Source organism: Nitratireductor mangrovi (assembly GCF_007922615.2).
In the GTDB taxonomy this organism is placed as follows: domain Bacteria; phylum Pseudomonadota; class Alphaproteobacteria; order Rhizobiales; family Rhizobiaceae; genus Mangrovimarina; species Mangrovimarina mangrovi.
Map to the genome: position 1 here is coordinate 4,502,081 of NZ_CP042301.2, position 18,272 is coordinate 4,520,352.

19 protein-coding genes are annotated in these 18,272 nt (G+C 67.6%); 7 read left to right on the forward strand and 12 right to left on the reverse strand.

All coding sequences use genetic code 11. The features are described from left to right. Positions 1-2 precede the first annotated feature (2 nt). Positions 3-977, reverse strand: a complete 975-nt coding sequence (locus FQ775_RS22110; RefSeq protein WP_146301910.1) for a threonine ammonia-lyase — start codon at positions 975-977, stop codon at positions 3-5. A 163-nt stretch (positions 978-1,140) separates the two neighbouring features. Between FQ775_RS22110 and mbfA the strand changes: the two genes are divergently transcribed. Continuing rightward, positions 1,141-2,124 (forward strand): iron exporter MbfA, encoded by a 984-nt coding sequence (gene mbfA, locus FQ775_RS22115; protein ID WP_146301909.1) that lies wholly within the window; start codon positions 1,141-1,143, stop codon positions 2,122-2,124. Between the two features lie 44 nt (positions 2,125-2,168). Here the strand turns inward: mbfA and FQ775_RS22120 are convergent, their stop codons facing one another. The 3 genes from FQ775_RS22120 to FQ775_RS22130 all read right to left on the reverse strand — a co-directional run bounded on the left by FQ775_RS22120 (position 2,169) and on the right by FQ775_RS22130 (position 3,148). After that, on the reverse strand, positions 2,169-2,513 hold the full coding sequence (locus FQ775_RS22120; protein WP_146299325.1) for an antibiotic biosynthesis monooxygenase family protein: 345 nt from the start codon (positions 2,511-2,513) through the stop codon (positions 2,169-2,171). Further along, the gene (locus tag FQ775_RS22125; RefSeq protein ID WP_146299324.1) at positions 2,510-2,842 is read right to left on the reverse strand and encodes an NIPSNAP family protein; all 333 of its coding nucleotides are present in this window, start codon (positions 2,840-2,842) and stop codon (positions 2,510-2,512) included. The genes FQ775_RS22120 and FQ775_RS22125 overlap by 4 nt, the downstream gene beginning before the upstream one ends. A gap of 81 nt (positions 2,843-2,923) precedes the next feature. Continuing rightward, complete coding sequence (locus tag FQ775_RS22130; protein ID WP_146299323.1) at positions 2,924-3,148, reverse strand: DUF1127 domain-containing protein; 225 nt, start codon at positions 3,146-3,148, stop codon at positions 2,924-2,926. Between the two features lie 70 nt (positions 3,149-3,218). Between FQ775_RS22130 and FQ775_RS22135 the strand changes: the two genes are divergently transcribed. Further along, positions 3,219-3,905, forward strand: a complete 687-nt coding sequence (locus FQ775_RS22135) for an ArsR/SmtB family transcription factor (protein ID WP_146299322.1) — start codon at positions 3,219-3,221, stop codon at positions 3,903-3,905. A 28-nt stretch (positions 3,906-3,933) separates the two neighbouring features. On the opposite strand, the gene arr is transcribed toward FQ775_RS22135, so the two are convergent. Continuing rightward, positions 3,934-4,347 (reverse strand): NAD(+)--rifampin ADP-ribosyltransferase, encoded by a 414-nt coding sequence (arr, locus tag FQ775_RS22140; RefSeq protein ID WP_146299321.1) that lies wholly within the window; start codon positions 4,345-4,347, stop codon positions 3,934-3,936. Positions 4,348-4,560: 213 nt separating this feature from the next. Between arr and FQ775_RS22145 the strand changes: the two genes are divergently transcribed. The 5 genes from FQ775_RS22145 to FQ775_RS22165 all read left to right on the forward strand — a co-directional run bounded on the left by FQ775_RS22145 (position 4,561) and on the right by FQ775_RS22165 (position 9,277). Continuing rightward, complete coding sequence (locus FQ775_RS22145; RefSeq protein ID WP_146299320.1) at positions 4,561-5,190, forward strand: CDGSH iron-sulfur domain-containing protein; 630 nt, start codon at positions 4,561-4,563, stop codon at positions 5,188-5,190. A gap of 111 nt (positions 5,191-5,301) precedes the next feature. After that, the gene (locus FQ775_RS22150; RefSeq protein ID WP_146299319.1) at positions 5,302-5,685 is read left to right on the forward strand and encodes a hypothetical protein; all 384 of its coding nucleotides are present in this window, start codon (positions 5,302-5,304) and stop codon (positions 5,683-5,685) included. Positions 5,686-6,135: 450 nt separating this feature from the next. Then, the gene (locus tag FQ775_RS22155) at positions 6,136-7,158 is read left to right on the forward strand and encodes a C4-dicarboxylate TRAP transporter substrate-binding protein (protein ID WP_146299318.1); all 1,023 of its coding nucleotides are present in this window, start codon (positions 6,136-6,138) and stop codon (positions 7,156-7,158) included. Positions 7,159-7,220: 62 nt separating this feature from the next. Then, positions 7,221-7,889 carry a TRAP transporter small permease subunit gene (locus tag FQ775_RS22160; protein ID WP_146299317.1) on the forward strand — a complete coding sequence of 223 codons (669 nt, stop codon included), beginning with the start codon at positions 7,221-7,223 and terminating at the stop codon, positions 7,887-7,889. Then, complete coding sequence (locus FQ775_RS22165; RefSeq protein WP_146299316.1) at positions 7,886-9,277, forward strand: TRAP transporter large permease; 1,392 nt, start codon at positions 7,886-7,888, stop codon at positions 9,275-9,277. Before FQ775_RS22160 ends, FQ775_RS22165 begins: the two co-directional genes overlap by 4 nt. 6 nt (positions 9,278-9,283) lie before the next feature. On the opposite strand, the gene FQ775_RS22170 is transcribed toward FQ775_RS22165, so the two are convergent. From FQ775_RS22170 to FQ775_RS22200, 7 genes are all read right to left on the reverse strand, one after another. Then, on the reverse strand, positions 9,284-9,673 hold the full coding sequence (locus FQ775_RS22170; RefSeq protein WP_146299315.1) for a DUF1850 domain-containing protein: 390 nt from the start codon (positions 9,671-9,673) through the stop codon (positions 9,284-9,286). Next, positions 9,670-11,808 (reverse strand): TRAP transporter permease, encoded by a 2,139-nt coding sequence (locus FQ775_RS22175; RefSeq protein ID WP_146299314.1) that lies wholly within the window; start codon positions 11,806-11,808, stop codon positions 9,670-9,672. The genes FQ775_RS22170 and FQ775_RS22175 overlap by 4 nt, the downstream gene beginning before the upstream one ends. A gap of 211 nt (positions 11,809-12,019) precedes the next feature. Next, positions 12,020-12,970 (reverse strand): TAXI family TRAP transporter solute-binding subunit, encoded by a 951-nt coding sequence (locus tag FQ775_RS22180; protein WP_146299313.1) that lies wholly within the window; start codon positions 12,968-12,970, stop codon positions 12,020-12,022. A 206-nt stretch (positions 12,971-13,176) separates the two neighbouring features. Next, entirely contained in the window at positions 13,177-14,526 is a 1,350-nt protein-coding gene (locus FQ775_RS22185) for a sigma-54-dependent transcriptional regulator (protein WP_146299312.1), read from the reverse strand. Then, positions 14,523-16,313 (reverse strand): sensor histidine kinase, encoded by a 1,791-nt coding sequence (locus FQ775_RS22190; RefSeq protein WP_146299311.1) that lies wholly within the window; start codon positions 16,311-16,313, stop codon positions 14,523-14,525. The genes FQ775_RS22185 and FQ775_RS22190 overlap by 4 nt, the downstream gene beginning before the upstream one ends. 108 nt (positions 16,314-16,421) lie before the next feature. After that, the gene (gene cysK, locus FQ775_RS22195) at positions 16,422-17,393 is read right to left on the reverse strand and encodes a cysteine synthase A (protein WP_146299310.1); all 972 of its coding nucleotides are present in this window, start codon (positions 17,391-17,393) and stop codon (positions 16,422-16,424) included. Positions 17,394-17,401: 8 nt separating this feature from the next. Further along, entirely contained in the window at positions 17,402-18,202 is an 801-nt protein-coding gene (locus FQ775_RS22200) for a potassium channel family protein (RefSeq protein ID WP_146299309.1), read from the reverse strand. Positions 18,203-18,272: the final 70 nt, after the last annotated feature.

The following is an 18,272-nucleotide window of genomic DNA, read 5'->3' on the forward strand; positions in this document are numbered from 1 at the left end:
TTTCAAGCGTTGGTGGCAAGCGTCCGCGCAAGCAGCGCCGGGTCGACATTGCCGCCCGACAGCACCACCGCGACGGTTTTGCCGCGAACGTCGAGTTCGGGGGCCGCCAGCGCGGCGCAGGCGACGGCGCCGCCGGGCTCGGTGATAAGCTTCAGGTGACGGGCGATTTCCCGCATCGCGGCCAGCGCGTCGGCGTCCGAAACAGTCACCACGCCGGCCAGCCGCACGCGGTTGATGGCGAAGGTGATGGCGCCGGGCGACGGCGTCAGGATGGCGTCGCAGAGCGAGCGCGCATCGGGGTCGTTGGCGACGATGTGGCCGGCTGCGAGCGAGCGTCTGGTGTCGTCGAAACCTTCCGGCTCGACGGCCCATACCTCTGCTTCGGGCGCCAGTGCCCCGGCCGCCAGCGCGACGCCGGCAGTGAGCCCGCCGCCGCCGCACGGCACCAGCACGATGTCGGGCACCGCGTCGATGGTCCGCGCCTGCGCCAGAAGTTCCAGCCCGACCGTGCCCTGTCCGGCGATGATCGCCGGGTCGTCGAAGGGCGGCACCAGCACCATGCCGGCTTCCGTCTGCGGCCGCACCACGGCCATGCGGTCGTCCCTGAAGCGGTCGAAGGCGATCACCTCGGCGCCCATCGCCTTGACCGCGTCGAGCTTGATCGCCGGCGTGTCGGCCGGCATCGCGATCACCGCCCGGACACCGAAAAGCCGTGCCGCCGCGGCCACGCCCTGGGCATGGTTGCCGGACGAAAACGCGACCACGCCGCGCGCCTTCTCGTCATCGGACAATTGCGAGATGCGGTTGTAGGCGCCGCGCATCTTGAACGAGCCGGTGACTTGCAGCGGCTCGGCCTTGAACAGCAGTCGCGCATCATGGCGCGCATTGAGCGCCGCCGATTCCAGCAGCGGTGTCATGACGGTGACGCCGCGCAACCTCTCGGCCGCCGCCTCGACATCGCCGAACACCGGCAGCATCTGTTCACGCGGGTTCATGGCCGTCTCCACCGAGTTGTTGTCGCGATCCTCCGCCACGCGCGCGGCAGATGCCAGCGCCATTTTGTCTCGGCGGCAATTGCCGATTGAAATGTCTCGCTGCAAGGCATAGTTTAGAATAGTTCTAAATTAGATGAGTTCGCTCATGCTTTCCCGGGTTTTCGGTTTCGGCCGCCGCAGCTTCGATTCGCTCTCGGAGCGGGAGATTCTGGCGCTTGCCATCTCCTCGGAAGAGGACGACGGGCGCATCTATCGCGCCTATGCCGACGGGCTGCGCGAGGAGTTCCCGCAATCGGCCAGGATTTTCGACGAAATGGCCGAGGAGGAGGACGGCCATCGCGCCGCGCTCATCGAGCTGCATCGCGCCCGCTTCGGCGAGCGCATTCCGCTGATCCGCCGCGAACATGTGCGCGGATATTACGAGCGCAAGCCGGACTGGCTGGTGCGCCCGCTCGGCATCGATCACGTGCGCAACATGGCCGGGGAGATGGAGCGCCAGGCGCGGCGCTTTTATGTCGAAGCCGCCAGGCGCGCCTCGGACGCGGCGACCCGCAAGCTGCTCGGCGACCTCGCCGCTGCGGAACAGTCGCATGAAAGTCTCGCCCACCGGCTCGGGCTTGAGCACACCCCTGACGATGTGCGCCAGGACGAGCGCCGCACCGAAAAGCGTCAGTTCGTGCTGACCTACGTGCAGCCGGGCCTGGCCGGGCTGATGGATGGCTCGGTCTCGACACTGGCGCCGATCTTCGCCGCCGCCTTTGCAACCCACGACACCTGGCAGACCTTCCTGGTCGGGCTCGCCGCCTCGGTCGGTGCCGGCATCTCGATGGGGTTCACCGAAGTCGCCTCCGACGACGGCCGCCTCTCCGGCCGCGGCTCGCCGATCAAGCGCGGTCTCGCCACCGGCATCATGACGACGGTCGGCGGTCTCGGTCACGCGCTGCCCTATCTGATCCCGCATTTCTCGACCGCCACCGCGGTCGCCATCGCCATTGTTTTCGTGGAGCTGTGGGCGATCGCCTGGATCCAGAACCGCTTCATGGAGACGCCGTTCTGGCGCGCCTCCTTCCAGGTCGTGCTCGGCGGCGCGCTCGTCTTCGCCGCCGGCATGCTGATCGGCAATGCATGACCGCGCGTGGCGGGTCGGCAGGAGCCGGCACCGCCATGCTCCGCTCAGCCATGCGCGGCCCGGCTGTCCCCGGGTGCCTGCGCCCGCTCGTCGAGGCCGTAGTCGCGCGCCACATGCGCGATCCTCAGCCGGTAGCCGGCAAAGATGCCGCCGCGCCCGGCCGCCTGAGCCTGTCGATGCTCTTGTGTGTTGCGCCACGCCTTCACGGCGTCCTCGTCGCGCCAGAACGAGAGCGAAAGCACGCGGTTCGGGTCCGAAAGGCTCTGGAAGCGTTCGATCGACATGAAGCCGTCGATCTCGTCGAGCAATGGCCGCAGCCGCGCCGCGATGTCGAGATAGACGTCGCGTTTCCCTGCTGCAGGCTCCACCTCGAAGATGACTGCGATCATGGCGCGGTCCTTTCGGCGTGCGGCCCGGACGCGAGCTTCAGGAAGATGCGGTCCTCCTTGAGGATGAAACGTTCCTTCTGGGCGAACAGATAGTTCTCGCGGCCCAGCGGGTCGGCGGCGAGCCGCGCCCGATAGGCCTCGTAGGCAGCGAGGCTGTCGATGTTGTAGACGCCGTAGGCGGTCGTCGCCGAGCCTTCATGCGGGGCGAAATAGCCGATCAGGTCGGCGCCGCAGCGCGGGATCGCCTGGCCCCAGTTGCGGGCGTATTCGACGAAGGCGTCCTTGCGGCAGGGGTCGATCTGGTAGCGGATGAAGCAGGTGATGGTCATGGTCGATCCTGGTTGTTGATGACGGTGCCGCTTCGATCCTGATCGAAACGTCAGCCGGAAATTCGTGCGACAATCGCCGGGTCAGCCGCGGTGAAGCCAGAGCGGCCGGCATTCGCGGCGGCGGTCGGCCTCGCTCAGCCCGATATCGGCGAGCATGCGCGCGTCGAGTTCGGCCAGGTCGAGGCGTTGCAGATGGCGTTCATAGCCCTGCCAGAGCCGCAGGCCGACCGCGCCGAGACGACGCACGAAGCCGGTGGCAGGCTGGTGCAGCTGGAAGAGGGCAGGGGTGTCGATGCGGGCGGTCATGGCTATCTCCTTCTCGATGTTCGGAGACTAGCCGCTTGCCGAACGAAGATGCTTCGATTAGGATCGAACTATGCATGACGGACTCGACATAGCCCGCGTCGGCAGCCTCGTCGGTGATCCGGCGCGCGCCAACATGCTGATGGCGCTGATGGACGGCGGTGCGCTGACGGCGAGCGAACTGGCGCTGGAGGCCGGTGTCGGCCTGCCGACGGCGAGTTCGCACCTGTCGCGGCTCATGGACGGCGGCCTGCTCAGGCTCGCCAGCCAGGGCCGCCACCGCTACTACAGCCTGTCGGGGCCGCGGGTCGCGGCGATGCTGGAATCGATCATGGGTGTCGCCTCGAGCGTCGGCCCGCAGCGCGCCAGGCCTGGCCCGCGCGACGCCGACATGCGCGAGGCGCGCCTGTGTTACGACCATCTCGCCGGCGAACATGCTGTCGCCATGCTGGAAGGCTTCCTGTCACGCGACATCCTGTCCGAAAGCGGAGAGGCGATCGTGCTCGGCCCGGCCGGTCCGGCCTTCTTTGCCGGGTTCGGCATCGACACCGCCGCACTTGCCGGCAGGCGCCGCCCTGTCTGCCGCTCCTGTCTCGACTGGAGCGTACGCCGCTCGCATCTGGCGGGCTCGTTGGGAGCCGCCATCCTCGACCATATCTTCGCCGAGAAATGGGCGCGCCGCCAGGCCGGCAGTCGCGCCGTGCGCTTCACCCCGCCCGGCCGACAGGCCTTCGAGAAGCTGCTTTTGCCGCCACGCTGATCGTCGCGCGCATGACCGGAAACGGTGCTCAGTCGATGGCCTCGATCCCTTGCGCTTTCAGCCGCGCCAGATGGTCCTTCATCTCCTTCAGGCGCTCCGGCGGGTGGCCCCGCCAGTCGCTGACTTCGCCGGTGACCCTGAGCGGCTCTGGCGAGCGGTAGGACTGTGTCGGATTGCCCGGAAACTTCTTGTCGGTCAGGTTCGGATCGTCGACGATCGGCCCGGTTGGCTCGACGATGTAGATACGCTCCCGGCCCTCGCCTGCGGCCAGTTCGGCGCCCCAGATCGCCGCATCCAGCGTGCCGGTGAGATAGACCCATGACGCCTGCTTGCGCGCGCCATAGTTGGAGGCGTGGCCGGCAACGATCAGGTCGCCGGGCCGCAGGTCGGCGCGGGTACCATGATAGAACTGGCGCGGGCCCGCTTCGCTGGACGCTGTCATCGACCGTCTCTCCTTGCCGTTGTCGGGGTGAGACGGTGCGTACGGCCTGTTCGTGCCAGATGTCGAGCGGGATTTTGCGCGGAAGCGCTCCTGCTGCCAGGTTCCCTGGAACCTGTCCCTGATCCCGCCCGATTGCCGGCCCGGCGCGCCGCGTCTATCCTGACACCACCAACCCACGGGCCGGACTGTTCGGCCCCAGGCAGGAGCAGGGCGATGCCGCGCAGGACGACCGAAGGCCAGGCAGTCGACGTCAGCTTCGACGCCAGGCGCTGTATTCATGCCCGCAACTGCGTGCTCGGTCGGCCCGAGGTCTTCGTGCCCGGCACGCCGGGCGGCTGGATCTTCCCCGACAGGGCCTCGACCGAACGCATCGTGCAGGTGGTGGAAAGCTGCCCGTCGGGCGCGCTCGCCTATGTCCGCAAGGATGGCGGCGCGGCCGAGGCGCCGCCGGCGGTCAACACGCTGAGGGTGCGCGAGGATGGCCCGCTTGCCATCCATGCCGACGTCCGGCTTGGCGACGAGACCTTCTTCCGCGCCGTGCTGTGCCGCTGCGGCGCGTCAAGGAACAAGCCGTTCTGCGACGGCAGCCATTCCGAGATCGGCTTCAAGGCGACCGGCGAACCTCCGGCCAGGGAGAGCGGCCCGCTCGAAGTCCGCGACGGGCCGGTCACGGTGACGCCGCAGCCCGATGGCTGCCTGCGTCTGGAAGGCAATATCGAGATCGTCTCGGGCGGCGGCCACATGGTCGAGCGCACCCGGCGCGCCTTCTTGTGCCGCTGCGGCCATTCGTCCAGCAAGCCCTGGTGTGACGGCACTCACAAGAAGATCGGCTTCACCGCCTGAAGACGTTCCCGCGCCGCGCTCCCTCGGATCGAAAAATGCCGTAGGCGCGGTCCGCGCGATGTGCCAATCTCGCATCGCGGCCGGTATGGCCGTTCTGGGGGAACACCGAAGATGTCCAGCCTTTCTTCTGCGCGCGCCGCGCTTGCAGCATGCTTTTTCTCGTCCGCCCTTGGCGCCTTGGCGCTGCCGGCGATCGCCGCCGACGTCACCTTCCTCATGCGCAACTCGCATCCCTTCGCCGTCGAGGTCGAGCTTTACAGCCAGGACCGCAACCATGTCTGGCCGGGTGGCGGTCAGGTCTATTATCTCGACGACGGCGAGGCCAAGCAGATGTCGCTCGCCTGCGAGGAAGGCGAACTGATCTGCTACGGCGCCTGGGTGTCGGGCGACGAGGGCACCTATTGGGGCACCGGCCCCGGCAACGGGCAGGAATGTAACGATTGCTGCTACACCTGCACCGGCGGCATGACCGAGGAGATCGATCTCGTCGAATAGGCTTTGCGCCGGATGGTGTTGCCCGTCGGCATCACTGTCCGGCGAAACGTACCGCTTCCACATGATCGCGGCGCGAAACCGCTTTTTTGACGCGATTCCGCCCGTTTGCGGGCCCTTTCGCCGCCTTTTCTCCGCATGTCTTGACGGCGCCGTTCACCGGGAATTCACGACTCGGCGCTATTCTTGACGACCATTCGGAAGGGACATTCCGAGCGGACGGGAGTCGAAGGAAAAATGGCGGTCTGGAGCACGATGCTGCGTTGCGCGCACGCTGTTCGCGAGTTTCTCGTGCCGAGTTACCGGCCGGAGCGGCATTACATGCGCGGGCCCGGCCCGGCTTGCGCGCGGCGTTTGCACCTCGGCGGTGACCTCGCTCACCATTGACGGGTTGCCTAATCGGCCTCAGTCGTTAGTTTTCTCCCATAACGACAAATCAATGGGAGAAACGACATGGGCAAAACCCTCAAGCTCGCCATCTTGCCGGCGATCGCATTGACCTTCGTGGCCGGCGACGCGTTCGCCGCGACCGAGTGGAACGTCTCGACCTGGGGCAAGCGCCGCGCCTTCACCGAACATCTGCACAAGATCGCCGAACTGGTCGAGGAAAAGACCGGCGGCGAGTTCACCATGAACATTTCCTATGGTGGCCTGTCCAAGAACCGCGAGAACCTCGACGGCATCTCCATCGGCGCCTTCGAGATGGCGCAGTTCTGCGCCGGCTATCACCCCGACAAGAACCCGACCATCACCGTGCTCGAACTGCCGTTCCTTGGCGTCAACACGCTTGAGGAGGAAGTTGCTGTCTCGCATGCGATTTACGATCACCCCGCGGCGCAGAAAGATCTCGGGCGCTGGAACGCCAAGCTTCTGATGACCTCGCCGATGCCGCAATACAATGTCGTTGGCACCGGCCCGGCGCCGTCAAAGCTGGAGGATTTCGAAGGCAAGCGCATCCGCGCCACCGGCGGCCTCGGCAAGGCGTTCGAGACCGTCGGCGCCACACCGACCTCGGTCACCGCGACGGAAGCCTACAACGCCATGGAATCGGGTGTGGTCGATTCGGTCGCCTTCGCACAGCACGCGCATCTGGCCTTCCGCACCATCGACCTTGCCGACTGGTGGACGGCGAACCTCAATCCCGGCACCGTGAATTGCCCGATCGTGGTCAACACCGACGCCTATGAGGGCCTGTCGGAAGAGCATCGCGCCGCCCTCGACAGCTCGGTCGACGAGGCAATCGAATATTACCTCGCCAATTACGGCAAGCTGCTCGACAAATGGGAAGGCATCCTCGCCGAAAAGGAAGTCGAGAAGGTCTCCTTCTCGCCGGAAGAGATCGCCAAGTTCGAGGACAAGGCCGCCAAGGGCACCCGCGAACAGTGGATCAAGGACATGGAGGCCCAGGGCATCCCCGGCCAGGAGCTCTATGACACGGTGCAGAAAACCCTGAAGGACATGCGCGGCACCAACTGACCGCGCCTGCCAACCGCCCCGCGCAGCCCATGCGCGGGGCCGCTTGCGCCTGAGGGGAAATCATGTCCGCACAGATGGTGCCGGAGGACGGCTCGGCCCTGTCGCGCCTCGACCAGGCCCTGTTCCGGCTCGAAAAGCTTCTGGCGCTGCTGGCGGGCGTGACGATCCTGTTCGTCATGCTGATCTCGGTCGCCAACATCCTCGGCCGCAAGCTCTTCAACATCCCCGTGCCCGGCTTCGTCGACTGGATGGAACAGTCGGTGCCGATCATCGCCTTCCTCGGCATCGTCTATTGCCAGCGCCTCGGCGGCCATATCCGCATGGACATCCTGATCGGCCAGTTGCGCGGACGCCTGCTCTACGCCGCCGAATGGTTCGGCGTGCTCTTGCTGCTGGCACTTTCGGTCACGCTGATCTGGGGCTCGTGGCTCCATTTCGCGCGAAGCTTCGATTTCGGCGCGCCGCTTTGGAGCCGCGATTCCACCATCGACCTTTCGCTACCGACCTGGCCGGTCAAGCTCGTCGTGCCGGTCATGCTGTTCCTGCTCGCCGTCAGGCTCGGACTTCAGCTCTGGGCCTATGGCCGCGCCTGGCGTGAAGAGGCCGAGGTGCCGGTTGCCGTGCCGCTGATCGAGACCCCGGCCCAGCAGGCCGAACGCGAGGCCGGCACCGTGTCGGGGCTTTCCGACGACAATGGCGCTGACGAGGCCGACGGGAGGAACAGGACTTGACCCCCATCGAGGTCTCCATCCTCCTCTCCTGCCTGCTGGTGGTGATGGTCGTCATCGGCGTGCGCGTCGCCTTCGCCACCGCGCTGATCGGGCTTCTCGGCCTGTTCCTGATCTTCGCCTTCGACAAGGGCCAGGGCGTCGAGCGCGGCTTCGTCACCGCGCTCAAGATCGCCGGCCAGGTGCCGCATTCGAAGATGTCGAGCCATGTCCTGTCGCTGATCCCGACCTTCATCCTGATCGGCTATCTGGCCTATTACGCCGGGTTGACGCGTGCGCTGTTCGAGGCCGCCAAGCGCTGGGTCGGCTGGCTGCCGGGCGGGCTCGGCGTCTCGACCGTCTTCGCCACCGCCGGCTTCGCCGCCGTCTCCGGCGCCTCGGTCGCCACCTCGGCCGTTTTCGCCCGCATCGCCATTCCCGAGATGCTGAAGCTCGGCTACGACAAGCGCTTCGCTGCCGGCGTGGTTGCCGCCGGCGGCACGCTCGCCTCGCTGATCCCGCCTTCCGCGATCCTCGTCATCTACGCCATAATCACCGAAAGCTCGGTAGGCGCGCTGCTTCTGGCCGGCTTCCTGCCCGGCATGGTCTCCGCCCTCATCTATGGCGTCCTCGTCATCGGCCTTGCCAAGGCCCGGCCGGATCTCGGTCCACCGGTGCGCGGCTTTTCCTGGGGCCAGCGTTTCGCCACGCTGCCCGGCGCATTCCCAATCCTGTTCGTCGTCTTCATCATCATCTTCTGCATCTATGGCGGCTGGGGCACGCCGACCGAGGCCGGCGCGCTCGGCGCCTTCGTGGTGCTGGTCATGGCGCTGTGGCGCGGCATGCGCTGGCAGCAGCTCAAGGGCGCGCTGCTGGAATCGGCCAAGCTCACGGCGATGATCTTCACGATGATCTGGGGCGTGCTGATCTATGTGCGTTATCTCGGCTTTGCCGACCTGCCCGGCACCTTCGCCGACTGGATCGGCGGGCTCGAGCAGTCGCCGATGATCACCCTGCTGCTGATCCTTTGCGCCTATGTCGTGCTCGGCATGTTCATGGACGCGATCGGCATGCTGATCCTCACTTTGCCGATCGCCTTTCCCGCCGTGATCGCCCTCAATGGCGGCGACAACGTCACCGCCGCAGCCTCCGCGCTCGGCATGAATTCGACCGAAGCCGCGATCTGGTTCGGCATCATCGTGGTCAAGATGTGCGAGCTCTGCCTGATCACGCCGCCGATCGGGCTCAACTGCTACGTCGTCGCCGGCGTCGCCTCCGAGCGCCACGACATCTCCGTCCAGGATGTCTTCCGCGGCGCCTCGCCCTTCTTCATTGCCGACGTGGTCACCGTCGGCGTGCTGATCGCCTTCCCCGGCATCGTGCTGTGGCTGCCGCGCCTGCTGCTTGGCTGAGTCCGCTCAGTTGGCCGGCATGTTGGCCGACTGCTCATCAACACATGGACGCAGCGTGATGGGCGCGCCGGAAGCGCTGCCCAGCGTCCGGCATTCGCCGCCGGCGCAAAGCCGCCAGCCGCCGGCCGTGGCGCCCGAAGCGGCGAGCACGAGCGCGGGCAGCGGCGGCAGAGCCGGCCGGTAGACCCACCAGCCGTCCGCAAGCACCGCGCCTTCCGGCGGCTCCATGCCGGCGCCCGAGCCCTGGACCCGTGCCTCTTCCAGCACCAGCCCCTGCGGCGTCACGCGCCAGTCCTCGCGCCAGCTCGTCCGTTCGACCGAATGCGTCCATGACAGGGTGAAAGCCGTCGCTGCAATCGCCGTGGCCTTGGCGCCGGCGATCAGGCAGAGGCTCATTCCGCCGGGCTTTCGTCCGCCGGTTCCGTGGCCCTCGGCGCGGCAGCGGTCAGGCCGCGGGTACGGTACCAGTGCAGGCCGAGCGCCAGCGCGGCAAGCGCGAAGCCGATCTCGTCGGTCAGTGGCAGCGCCGCGATCAGGGTGAAGGCCGCCGCCGCGGCGATCACGCGCTCCCAGACCAGCATCGGCGCCCGCAGGAAGCCGATCACCGCCGCCCCCCAGAGCACGATCGAAAGCCCGGCCTTGAAGATGATGTAGGCGACAGCCGGCACGTAGCCGATCGCTTCGGCCAGCGGGCCGCCGTCCTGGAGCATCAGCGCCGGCGTGTAGACCGCCATGAACGGGATCACGAAGCCGGCCGCCGCGACCTTGATCGCCTCGCCGGCGATCTTCAGCCCGTTTTCGCGCGCGATCGGCGCCGCCGCGAAACAGGCCAGCGCCACCGGCGGCGTCAGGTCGGCGAGGATGCCGAAATAGAACACGAACATGTGGCTCACCAGCAGCGGCACGCCGAGTGCCAGCAGCGCCGGGCCGGCGATGGTCGAGGTGATGATGTAGTTGGGGATGGTCGGAATGCCCATGCCGAGGATCAGGCAGGTGATCATCGTCAGCACCAGCGACAGGAACAGCGAGGTCTCGCCGACCGAGACGATGTACTGGCCGAAGGTGTTGGCCACGCCGGTGAGCGTCATGGTGCCGATAATGACGCCGACCACCGCGCAGGCGACACCCACCGGCAGCGCCGTCTTGGCGCCCTCGGCCAGCGAATCGCGGCACGCCGCCAGCGTGTCGCGGCCGCCGGCCACGAAGATGTTGGCCAGGATCAGGAGTGCCGCCGCCACCAGGATGGCGTTGATCCCATAGCGGAAGAAGCTCGCCGCGATCAGGCCGAGCCCGACCCAGAACACGATGCGCAACACCTGTCCGGGCAGGCCGAGCGCCACCGTGCCGCCGAGGATCAAAAGCACCGTCAGCGACAGGCCGACCGTCCCGGCAAAGAGCGGCGTGTAGCCGGAGAAAAGCAGATAGACGAGGGCGCCGAGCGGCAACAGCAGATACCAGCCCTTGCGCACCGCGTTGCCGGGGGAGGGCAGCTCGGCTTTCGGCAGGCCCAGCAGCCCGCGCTTGCCGGCCTCCAGATGCACGATCCAGAAGGCGGAGGCGAAATAGAGCAGCGCCGGCACGATCGCCGCCGTCACCACCTCGTGATATTCGATGCCAAGCGTCTCGGCCATGATGAAGGCGACGGCGCCCATCACCGGCGGCATGATCTGGCCGCCCATCGACGACGTCGCCTCGACCCCGCCGGCGAAGGCGGCGCGGTAGCCGAAGCGCTTCATCAGCGGGATCGTGAACTGGCCTGTGGTGACGACGTTGGCAACGCCCGAGCCCGAGATCGTGCCCATCAGCCCGGACGAGATCACCGACACCTTGGCCGCGCCGCCGCGCGCATGGCCGACCAGCCCCAGCGACACGTCGGTGAACAGCTTGATCATGCCGGCGCGCTCGAGGAACGACCCGAACAGGATGAACAGGAAGATGTAGGTCGCCGACACATAGACCGGGATGCCGTAGATGCCCTCCGTGCCGTAGGCCATATGGTCGATCACCTGGTCGAAGCCGTAGCCGCGATGGTTGAACGGCCGCGGCAGGTACTGGCCGAACAGGCAATAGCCGAGGAACAGTCCCGAAATGATCGGCAGCGCGGGGCCCATGATGATCCACGCGGCGGCGAAGACGGTGGCGAGCGCGACGACCCCGAACACGATGTCGCGTGTCAGCGGGAAGCCGGCGCGCAGGATCAGCGGCTCGTATTCGACATACTGGTAGAGCGCCACCGCGACGCCGGCGAGCGCAAAACCCCACGCCACGGCGCGCATCGGCCGGCTCCAGCCGCGGGCGGCAGCCACCAGCGGGAAGGCGAGCAGGATCAGGAAGCCGACGTGGAAGGCGCGCACCACCTGGCTCGCCAGCGTCACCACATGCGCGGCGACGGCGATCTGGTAGAGCGAGAAGGCGACCGCGATCCAGAACAGGATGCGACCCTCGACCGTCGGCTGGAAACCGCCATGGGTCGGATCGTGGATGGCGGCATCCACTTCCGCTTCCTTCGCGGCGCGGGTTTCGTTCGTCATGGCGATCTAACCAATATCACGGGGACGGCGCCGGCGATCGCGAAAAAGCGCTTCGCGCGGGGGCTGGTCGCGGGCTCTCGCAGGCATGGCGGTGGCCGGATCGCGTCACCCCGAGACGGGCCCGCCGGTCGTGCCGGTGGCCGCAACGCGAGTGCGCGGGTGTAGAGCCCGCATCCGGCCGCGCGTGGCGGCCGGATGCATGGCCCGGGCCTTACATCAGGCCCTTTTCCTTGTAGTAGCGCTCGGCGCCCGGATGCAGCGGCACCGGCACGCCCTGCGGGCCGGATTCGAGCGTGATCGCCTTGGCGGCGGCGTGCGCGGCCACCATTTCGTCGAGATTCTCGAACAGCTGCTTGGTCATCTGGTAGGCGGTCTCCTCCGAGACGTCGGCATGCGTCACCAGGATGTTGGTGATCGCCAGCGTCGGCACGTCCTCGGCCTGGCCTTCATAAGTGCCGGCCGGGATCGTCGCGGCGAGGAACGGCGCGCCCAGCGTCGCGGCGACCGTCTCCGGCACCGCCACCATGGTGATCGGCAGCGACACCGCCAGATCCTTGATCGAGGCGACGCCGAGACCGGCCGACTGCAAGGTGGCGTCGAGCTGGCGGTTCTTGATCAGTTCCACCGACTCGCCGAAGGGCAGGTATTCGGTCTTGCCGAGGTCGTCATAGCTCATGCCCATCGCCTCGAAGATGCGCCGGGCGTTGAGTTCGGTGCCCGATTTCGGCGCGCCGACCGAAAGGCTCTTGCCCTTCAGGTCCTCGAACTTGGCGATGCCGGATTCCTGCGAGGCGACGATCTGGATGTAGTTCGGATAGATGGCGGCGATGCCGCGCAGCTTTTCGAGCTTCGCCGGGAACCCGGCCTCGGCATCGCCTTCCCAGGCCGATTTCACCGAATCGCCGAGCGCAAACGCGATCTCGCCGCGTCCCTGCTGCAAGAGGTTGAGATTTTCCACCGACGCCTTGGTCGACTGCACCTGCGTGCTCACGCCCTCGATGTTTTCGCCGTAGATTTTCGACAGCGCCACGCCGAGCGGATAGTAGACGCCGGAGGTGCCGCCCGTCAGCACGTTGATGAATTCCTGCGCGGAAGCGGGCACCGTTCCGAGCGAAAGCGCCACGGCGCCGGCGGCGAGCAGTCTGGCCGATACGAATTTCATGAGAGACCTCCCTGGTTTCCTCCCTGCCGCCCGGCCGGGGCGACAGCTTGGGAAACCCAAGCATGCTACGTGCCAGTTCCGTGGGTGGCAGCGAAACCGCTGTGTTCCGGGGCTTTTCGCGGCAACAGGGGGCGTTGCGGCCGGGGTTCTCGGCGGTTTTCCGCCGCAGGGAGGCGACCGCCGGCAATTTTCCGCCGGTCGCCCGGTCAGCCGGTGGCGTCGAGGTCGCCGCGCCTCAGCCCGTAGCGGGCCATCTTTTCGCTCAGCGTTCGTCGCGGGATGCCGAGCGCCTGGCTGGCCGCCTGAGCGTTGCCGTCATGTCCGTCGAGCGCCTGGCGGATGAGCTCGGCCTCGAAGGCCGCGACCCGCTCCGGCAGCGTGCCGCCGCCTCTCTCGGGCGCGTCGCCGCGCATCTCGAACTCGGCCACCGCCGGCAGTCCCAGCACATGGCGCTCGGCTGCTGCCTTCAGTTCGCGGACATTGCCTTGCCAGCGCCGCGCGCCGAGCGCGTCGAGCAGCGCCGGCGGTGTCGGCGGCAGCGCCACCCCGTGGCGCTCGGCGGCGCCGGCGCAGAAATGCCGGAAAAGCAGCGCCACGTCGCCGGGCCGTTCGCCGAGCGCGGGAATGGTCAGGGCAACTGTCGCCAGCCGGTAATAGAGATCGGAGCGGAAACGGCCGGCCTCGCTTTCCGCCTTCAGGTCGACCTTGGTCGCGGCGAGGAAGCGCACGTCGACCGGCGTCTGCCGGTTGGAACCGACCGGCTCGACGACACGCTCCTGGATCACGCGCAGCAGCTTGGCCTGCAGCGCCAGCGGCATCGATTCGATCTCGTCGAGCAGCACCGTCCCGCCGCGCGCGAACTCGATGCGCCCGACCCGCTTCTGCACCGCTCCGGTGAAGGCGCCGCGCTCGTGGCCGAAGATTTCGCTTTCGAACACGCTCTCCGGGATCGCAGCGCAGTTCAGCGCCACGAACGGCCGCTCGCGCCGCTTGCCGAAATCGTGCAGCGCCCGCGCCACGACCTCCTTGCCGGCGCCGGTCTCGCCGACGATCAGCACGTCGACGTCGACATCGGCCAGTTGCCGGATGCGCTCGCGCAGCGCCGCCATGGCCGGCGCCGTGCCGACCAGTCGCGATTCCATGTCGCCGCCGGCCGCCCCGCGCAGCCGTTCCAGTTCCCGGCTGCGCCGGCGTTCGCGCACCGCCCGGTCGAGCACCGCCACCAGATGGTCGGCGTCATAGGGCTTTTCGAGGAAGTCGTGGGCGCCGCGCCGCATCGCCTCGACCGAAAGCGCGACGTCGCCATGCCCGGTCAGCAGCACCACCGGCATCAGGGGATCGCGAATGCTCGCCGCGGCAAGCAGCTCGAGCCCATCCATGCCCGGCATGCGCACATCGGTGACGAGCACGTCGACCGGGCTTTCGCCAAGCCGCGCCAGCGCCTCCTCGCCATTGGCGGCGGCGGAGGCGGAAAAGCCGACCACGGCCAGCCATTCACGCGCGGATTCGCGCAATTCCTTCTCGTCGTCGACGAAAAGCACCGTGCCGCGGCTCATTCGGCTGCCTCCCGCACGGCAGCGGCGGCCGGCAGCGAAACGACGAAGGTCGAGCCCTGGCCCTCCTCGCTCTCGAAGGTCAGCGCGCCGCCGAACTCGCCGACGATGGCGCGCGAGATCGAAAGCCCGAGCCCGAGCCCTTCGCCGGTCTGCTTGGTGGTGAAGAAGGGTTCGGCGATGCGCTCGCGCAGTTCCGCCGGGATGCCGGGACCGTTGTCGTGCACCCGGATTTCCACCATGCCGTCGCGTTCCGCCGCCGAGATCTGGATTGCCGGGTCCTCGGTTCCGCTCACCGCGTCGAGCGCGTTGACCAGCAGGTTCAGCACCACCTGCTCCAGCCTGACCGCGTTGGCCATGACGGTCAGCGCCGGCACAGGTTCGATCACGATGCCGACCCCGTCCTGGTCGGCGCGGTGGCGGGCAAGCTCGACCGCCTCGGCAATGCTGCGCTCCACCGAGACCGGTTCGCGCGCGCCCGGCTCCTTGCGCGCAAAGGAGCGCAACAGCTTGACGGTGCGCTGGATGCGCCGCGCCATCTCGCGCGCTGCCTGCATCTTGCCGCCCGCCGCGCCCGCCTCGCCACGCTCGGCCAGCACGCCGGCAGTGGCGAGCGTGTTTTCCAGCGCCGAAAGCGGCTGGCTCACCTCATGCACGATCGCCGCCGACATGCGCCCCAGCGCGGCCAGCTTGGCGGTCTGGATCAGCGTCGCCTGGGTCGCGCGCAATTCCTCCTCGGCACGGCGCCGGTCCTCGACCTCTCGATGCAATTCGGCCGTGCGCTCCTCAACCCGGCGCTCGAGCCGGTCATGCTCGTTGAGCTTGGCGCGCACCAGCTGGCGGCGCTGGCGCAGGTAGAAGCCGATCGAGCAGGCCAGCATCCCGGCGAGCGCCGCCATGCCGGCCACCAGCAGCGCGCTGGTCTGGATCGGCGCCAGGCTGCGCGCACCGATCAGCCGCCAGCCATCCGCCGGGATCGCGATCGAGCGCAGGATGTGGCTCTGCGCGTCGGCGCCGATCGCGGTGTCGGCCGGCAGACCCGTGCCATCGCCGAAGATCGGCGTGGCCGTCGCCAGGTCCACCCCGTCATATTTGCGGGTGCGCGCGATGTCGTCGAGCGCGGTGTCGCTCAGCGCATGCAGCGGCCGGTATTTCCACGGTGCGTGGCCGGTCAGGAACACCACGCCGTCGCTGTCGGCAAGCACCGCGAAGATCGAGGAATTGCGCCAGGCCGCCTCGATGCCGGCCATGTCGACCTTGACCACGGCGACGCCGATCACGCTGCCGTTCTGGCGCACCGCCGAGGACAGGAAATAGCCCGGCTTGCGGGTGGTGACGCCGACCGCATAGTAGCGGCCCTCGCCTTTGGCGAGTGCATCCTGGAAATAGGGCCGGAAGCGGTAGTTGCGGCCAACGAAGCTGGTCTCCTCGTCGTGGTTGCTTGCCGCCACGGTCAGCCCGTCGGGGGTCATCACATAAAGTTCGTCGGCGCGGGTGTCGTCGCGCACCTCTGCCAGGTAGCGGTTGGCGCCGGCCGCGGCACCCGTGCCTCCGGTCAGCGCGGCAACGATGCGCCCGTCGCGGCCGACGACCGCCGGCAGGTAGCGGAAACGCTCGATCTCGCTTTCGACCGAGCGCGCCAGCACCTGCAACTCGTCATCGAGCGTAGTCTGAAGTCCACGACGCCCGGTCTCGGACGCGGCCAGCCACGCCGAAAGCGTCGCGGCGGCGATCGCCAAGGCAATCGCGGCCAGTATCGTGATGCGCCCGAGCGGCGGTGGCTTCTTCATGCTCCTCCCGTCCGCCTTGCGGCGGGTCGCGCATAGTGCCGCCGCCGGCCCGCAATGACAATCGCTGCCCTGAAGCAGGCCTTGCCGCGACGCAGCCCGCAGTCCGCGCTAGCCGCCGAGCCCGTCGAACAGCGCCGTCGACAGATAGCGCTCGGCGAAGGACGGGATCACCACCACCATCGTCTTGCCGGCATTTTCCGGTCGCGAGCCGACGACGATCGCCGCCTGTAACGCCGCGCCCGACGAGATGCCGACCGGCAGGCCTTCGAGCCGTCCGGCCAGCCGCGCATTGGCGAAGGCGTCATCGTTGGAGACGGTCACCACCTCGTCATAGATTTTGGTGTCGAGGATCGCCGGCGCGAAGCCGGCGCCGATGCCCTGGATCTTGTGCGGCCCGGGCTGGCCGCCCGAAAGCACCGGGGAGGCCTCCGGCTCGACCGCGATCACCTTGAGCGACGGCTTGCGCTGCTTGATCACCTGGCCGACCCCTGTGATGGTGCCGCCGGTGCCGATGCCGGACACGAAGATGTCGATGCCGCCGTCGGTGTCGTTCCAGATCTCCTCGGCCGTCGTCTCGCGGTGGATCTGCGGGTTGGCCGGGTTCTCGAACTGCTGCGGGATCGCGGCGTCCTCCAGCGTCGCGACCAGTTCCTCGGCCTTGGCGATCGCGCCCTTCATGCCCTTGGCGCCTTCCGTCAGCACCAGCTCCGCGCCGAGAAAGGCCAGCATGCGCCGCCGTTCCAGCGACATCGTCTCCGGCATGGTCAGGATCAGCCGGTAGCCCTTGGCCGCCGCCGCGAAGGCGAGCGCGATGCCGGTATTGCCCGAAGTCGGCTCGACCAGCGTCGTCTTGCCGGGGGTGATGCGGCCGTCGGCCTCCATCGCCTCGATCATCGCCACGCCGATGCGGTCCTTGACGCTCGCCAGCGGGTTGAAGAACTCGAGCTTGACCAGAAGGTCGGCGACGATCCCCTTCTCGCGCGCGAACTTTTCCAGCCGCACCAGCGGCGTGTCGCCGATCGTCTCGGTGATCGAATTGTAGACGCGGCCGCGTCCCGGCTTCCTGGCTTGGTTGGTCATGATCGTTCCTATGCTTCCTCGGGGATCTGGAGCTTGTGTCCGCATGCCTTGCAGAACACGGCGTCGGGGTCGTGGCGCTGCAGCGCGCATTCGGGGCAGGGGTGGAAGACCTTCGACGGTCGGAAGATCGACTGCGCCAGCTTCACGAACAGCGAGATGCCGATGATCATGGTGACGATCGCCGTCAGCTTGCCCCACATGCCCGGCAGCACGATGTCGCCGAAGCCGGTCGTTGTTACCGTGGCGACAGTGAAATAGAGCGCGTCGACATAGCCTTCGAAGCCGGCGCCGTTGCGGAAGAAGCTCGTATAGACGAAGCCGGTCACCACGAACAGGAAGGTGACGAGGTTGACGATCGCGCGCATGGCGTCGCGCCATTCGCCGAGCCCGCGCCGGTCGAGCGGGCGCCAGATGAAGCCGCTGCGCGACAGCGACCACAATCGCAGGATGCGCAGGAAGCCGAGATTGGCGAAGGTGTAGGGAAAGAGCAGCGTCACCAGGATGAAGACGTCGACCCAGACCGTCGGCTGCCGCGCCCAGCGCGCCACGTTCGACGAGGCCAGAGCGCGGGCCAGCGTGTCGGCGGCCAGGAAAGCGGCGATCGTGTAGTCGACCCACAGGAAAGCCGGTCCCTCGCGCAGCACCGGCGAGATCACGAAGAAGGCGATGACGGCGAGATCGAGCATGATCACCGCCAGCTGGAAACGCAGCGCGGTCGTCGTATGGCCGTGATAGAGCCGCCTCAGGGTGAGGCGCAGGTTTTGAAGCCCCCCCGGTTCCTCGGCCTTCTCGGCATGTTCCTCGACCATCGGCTCCGACTTAGTGCCTGCCGCGGCGCGCGTCCAGCCTGCTGCTGTCGTTCAAAAAGCCCTGTTGCAT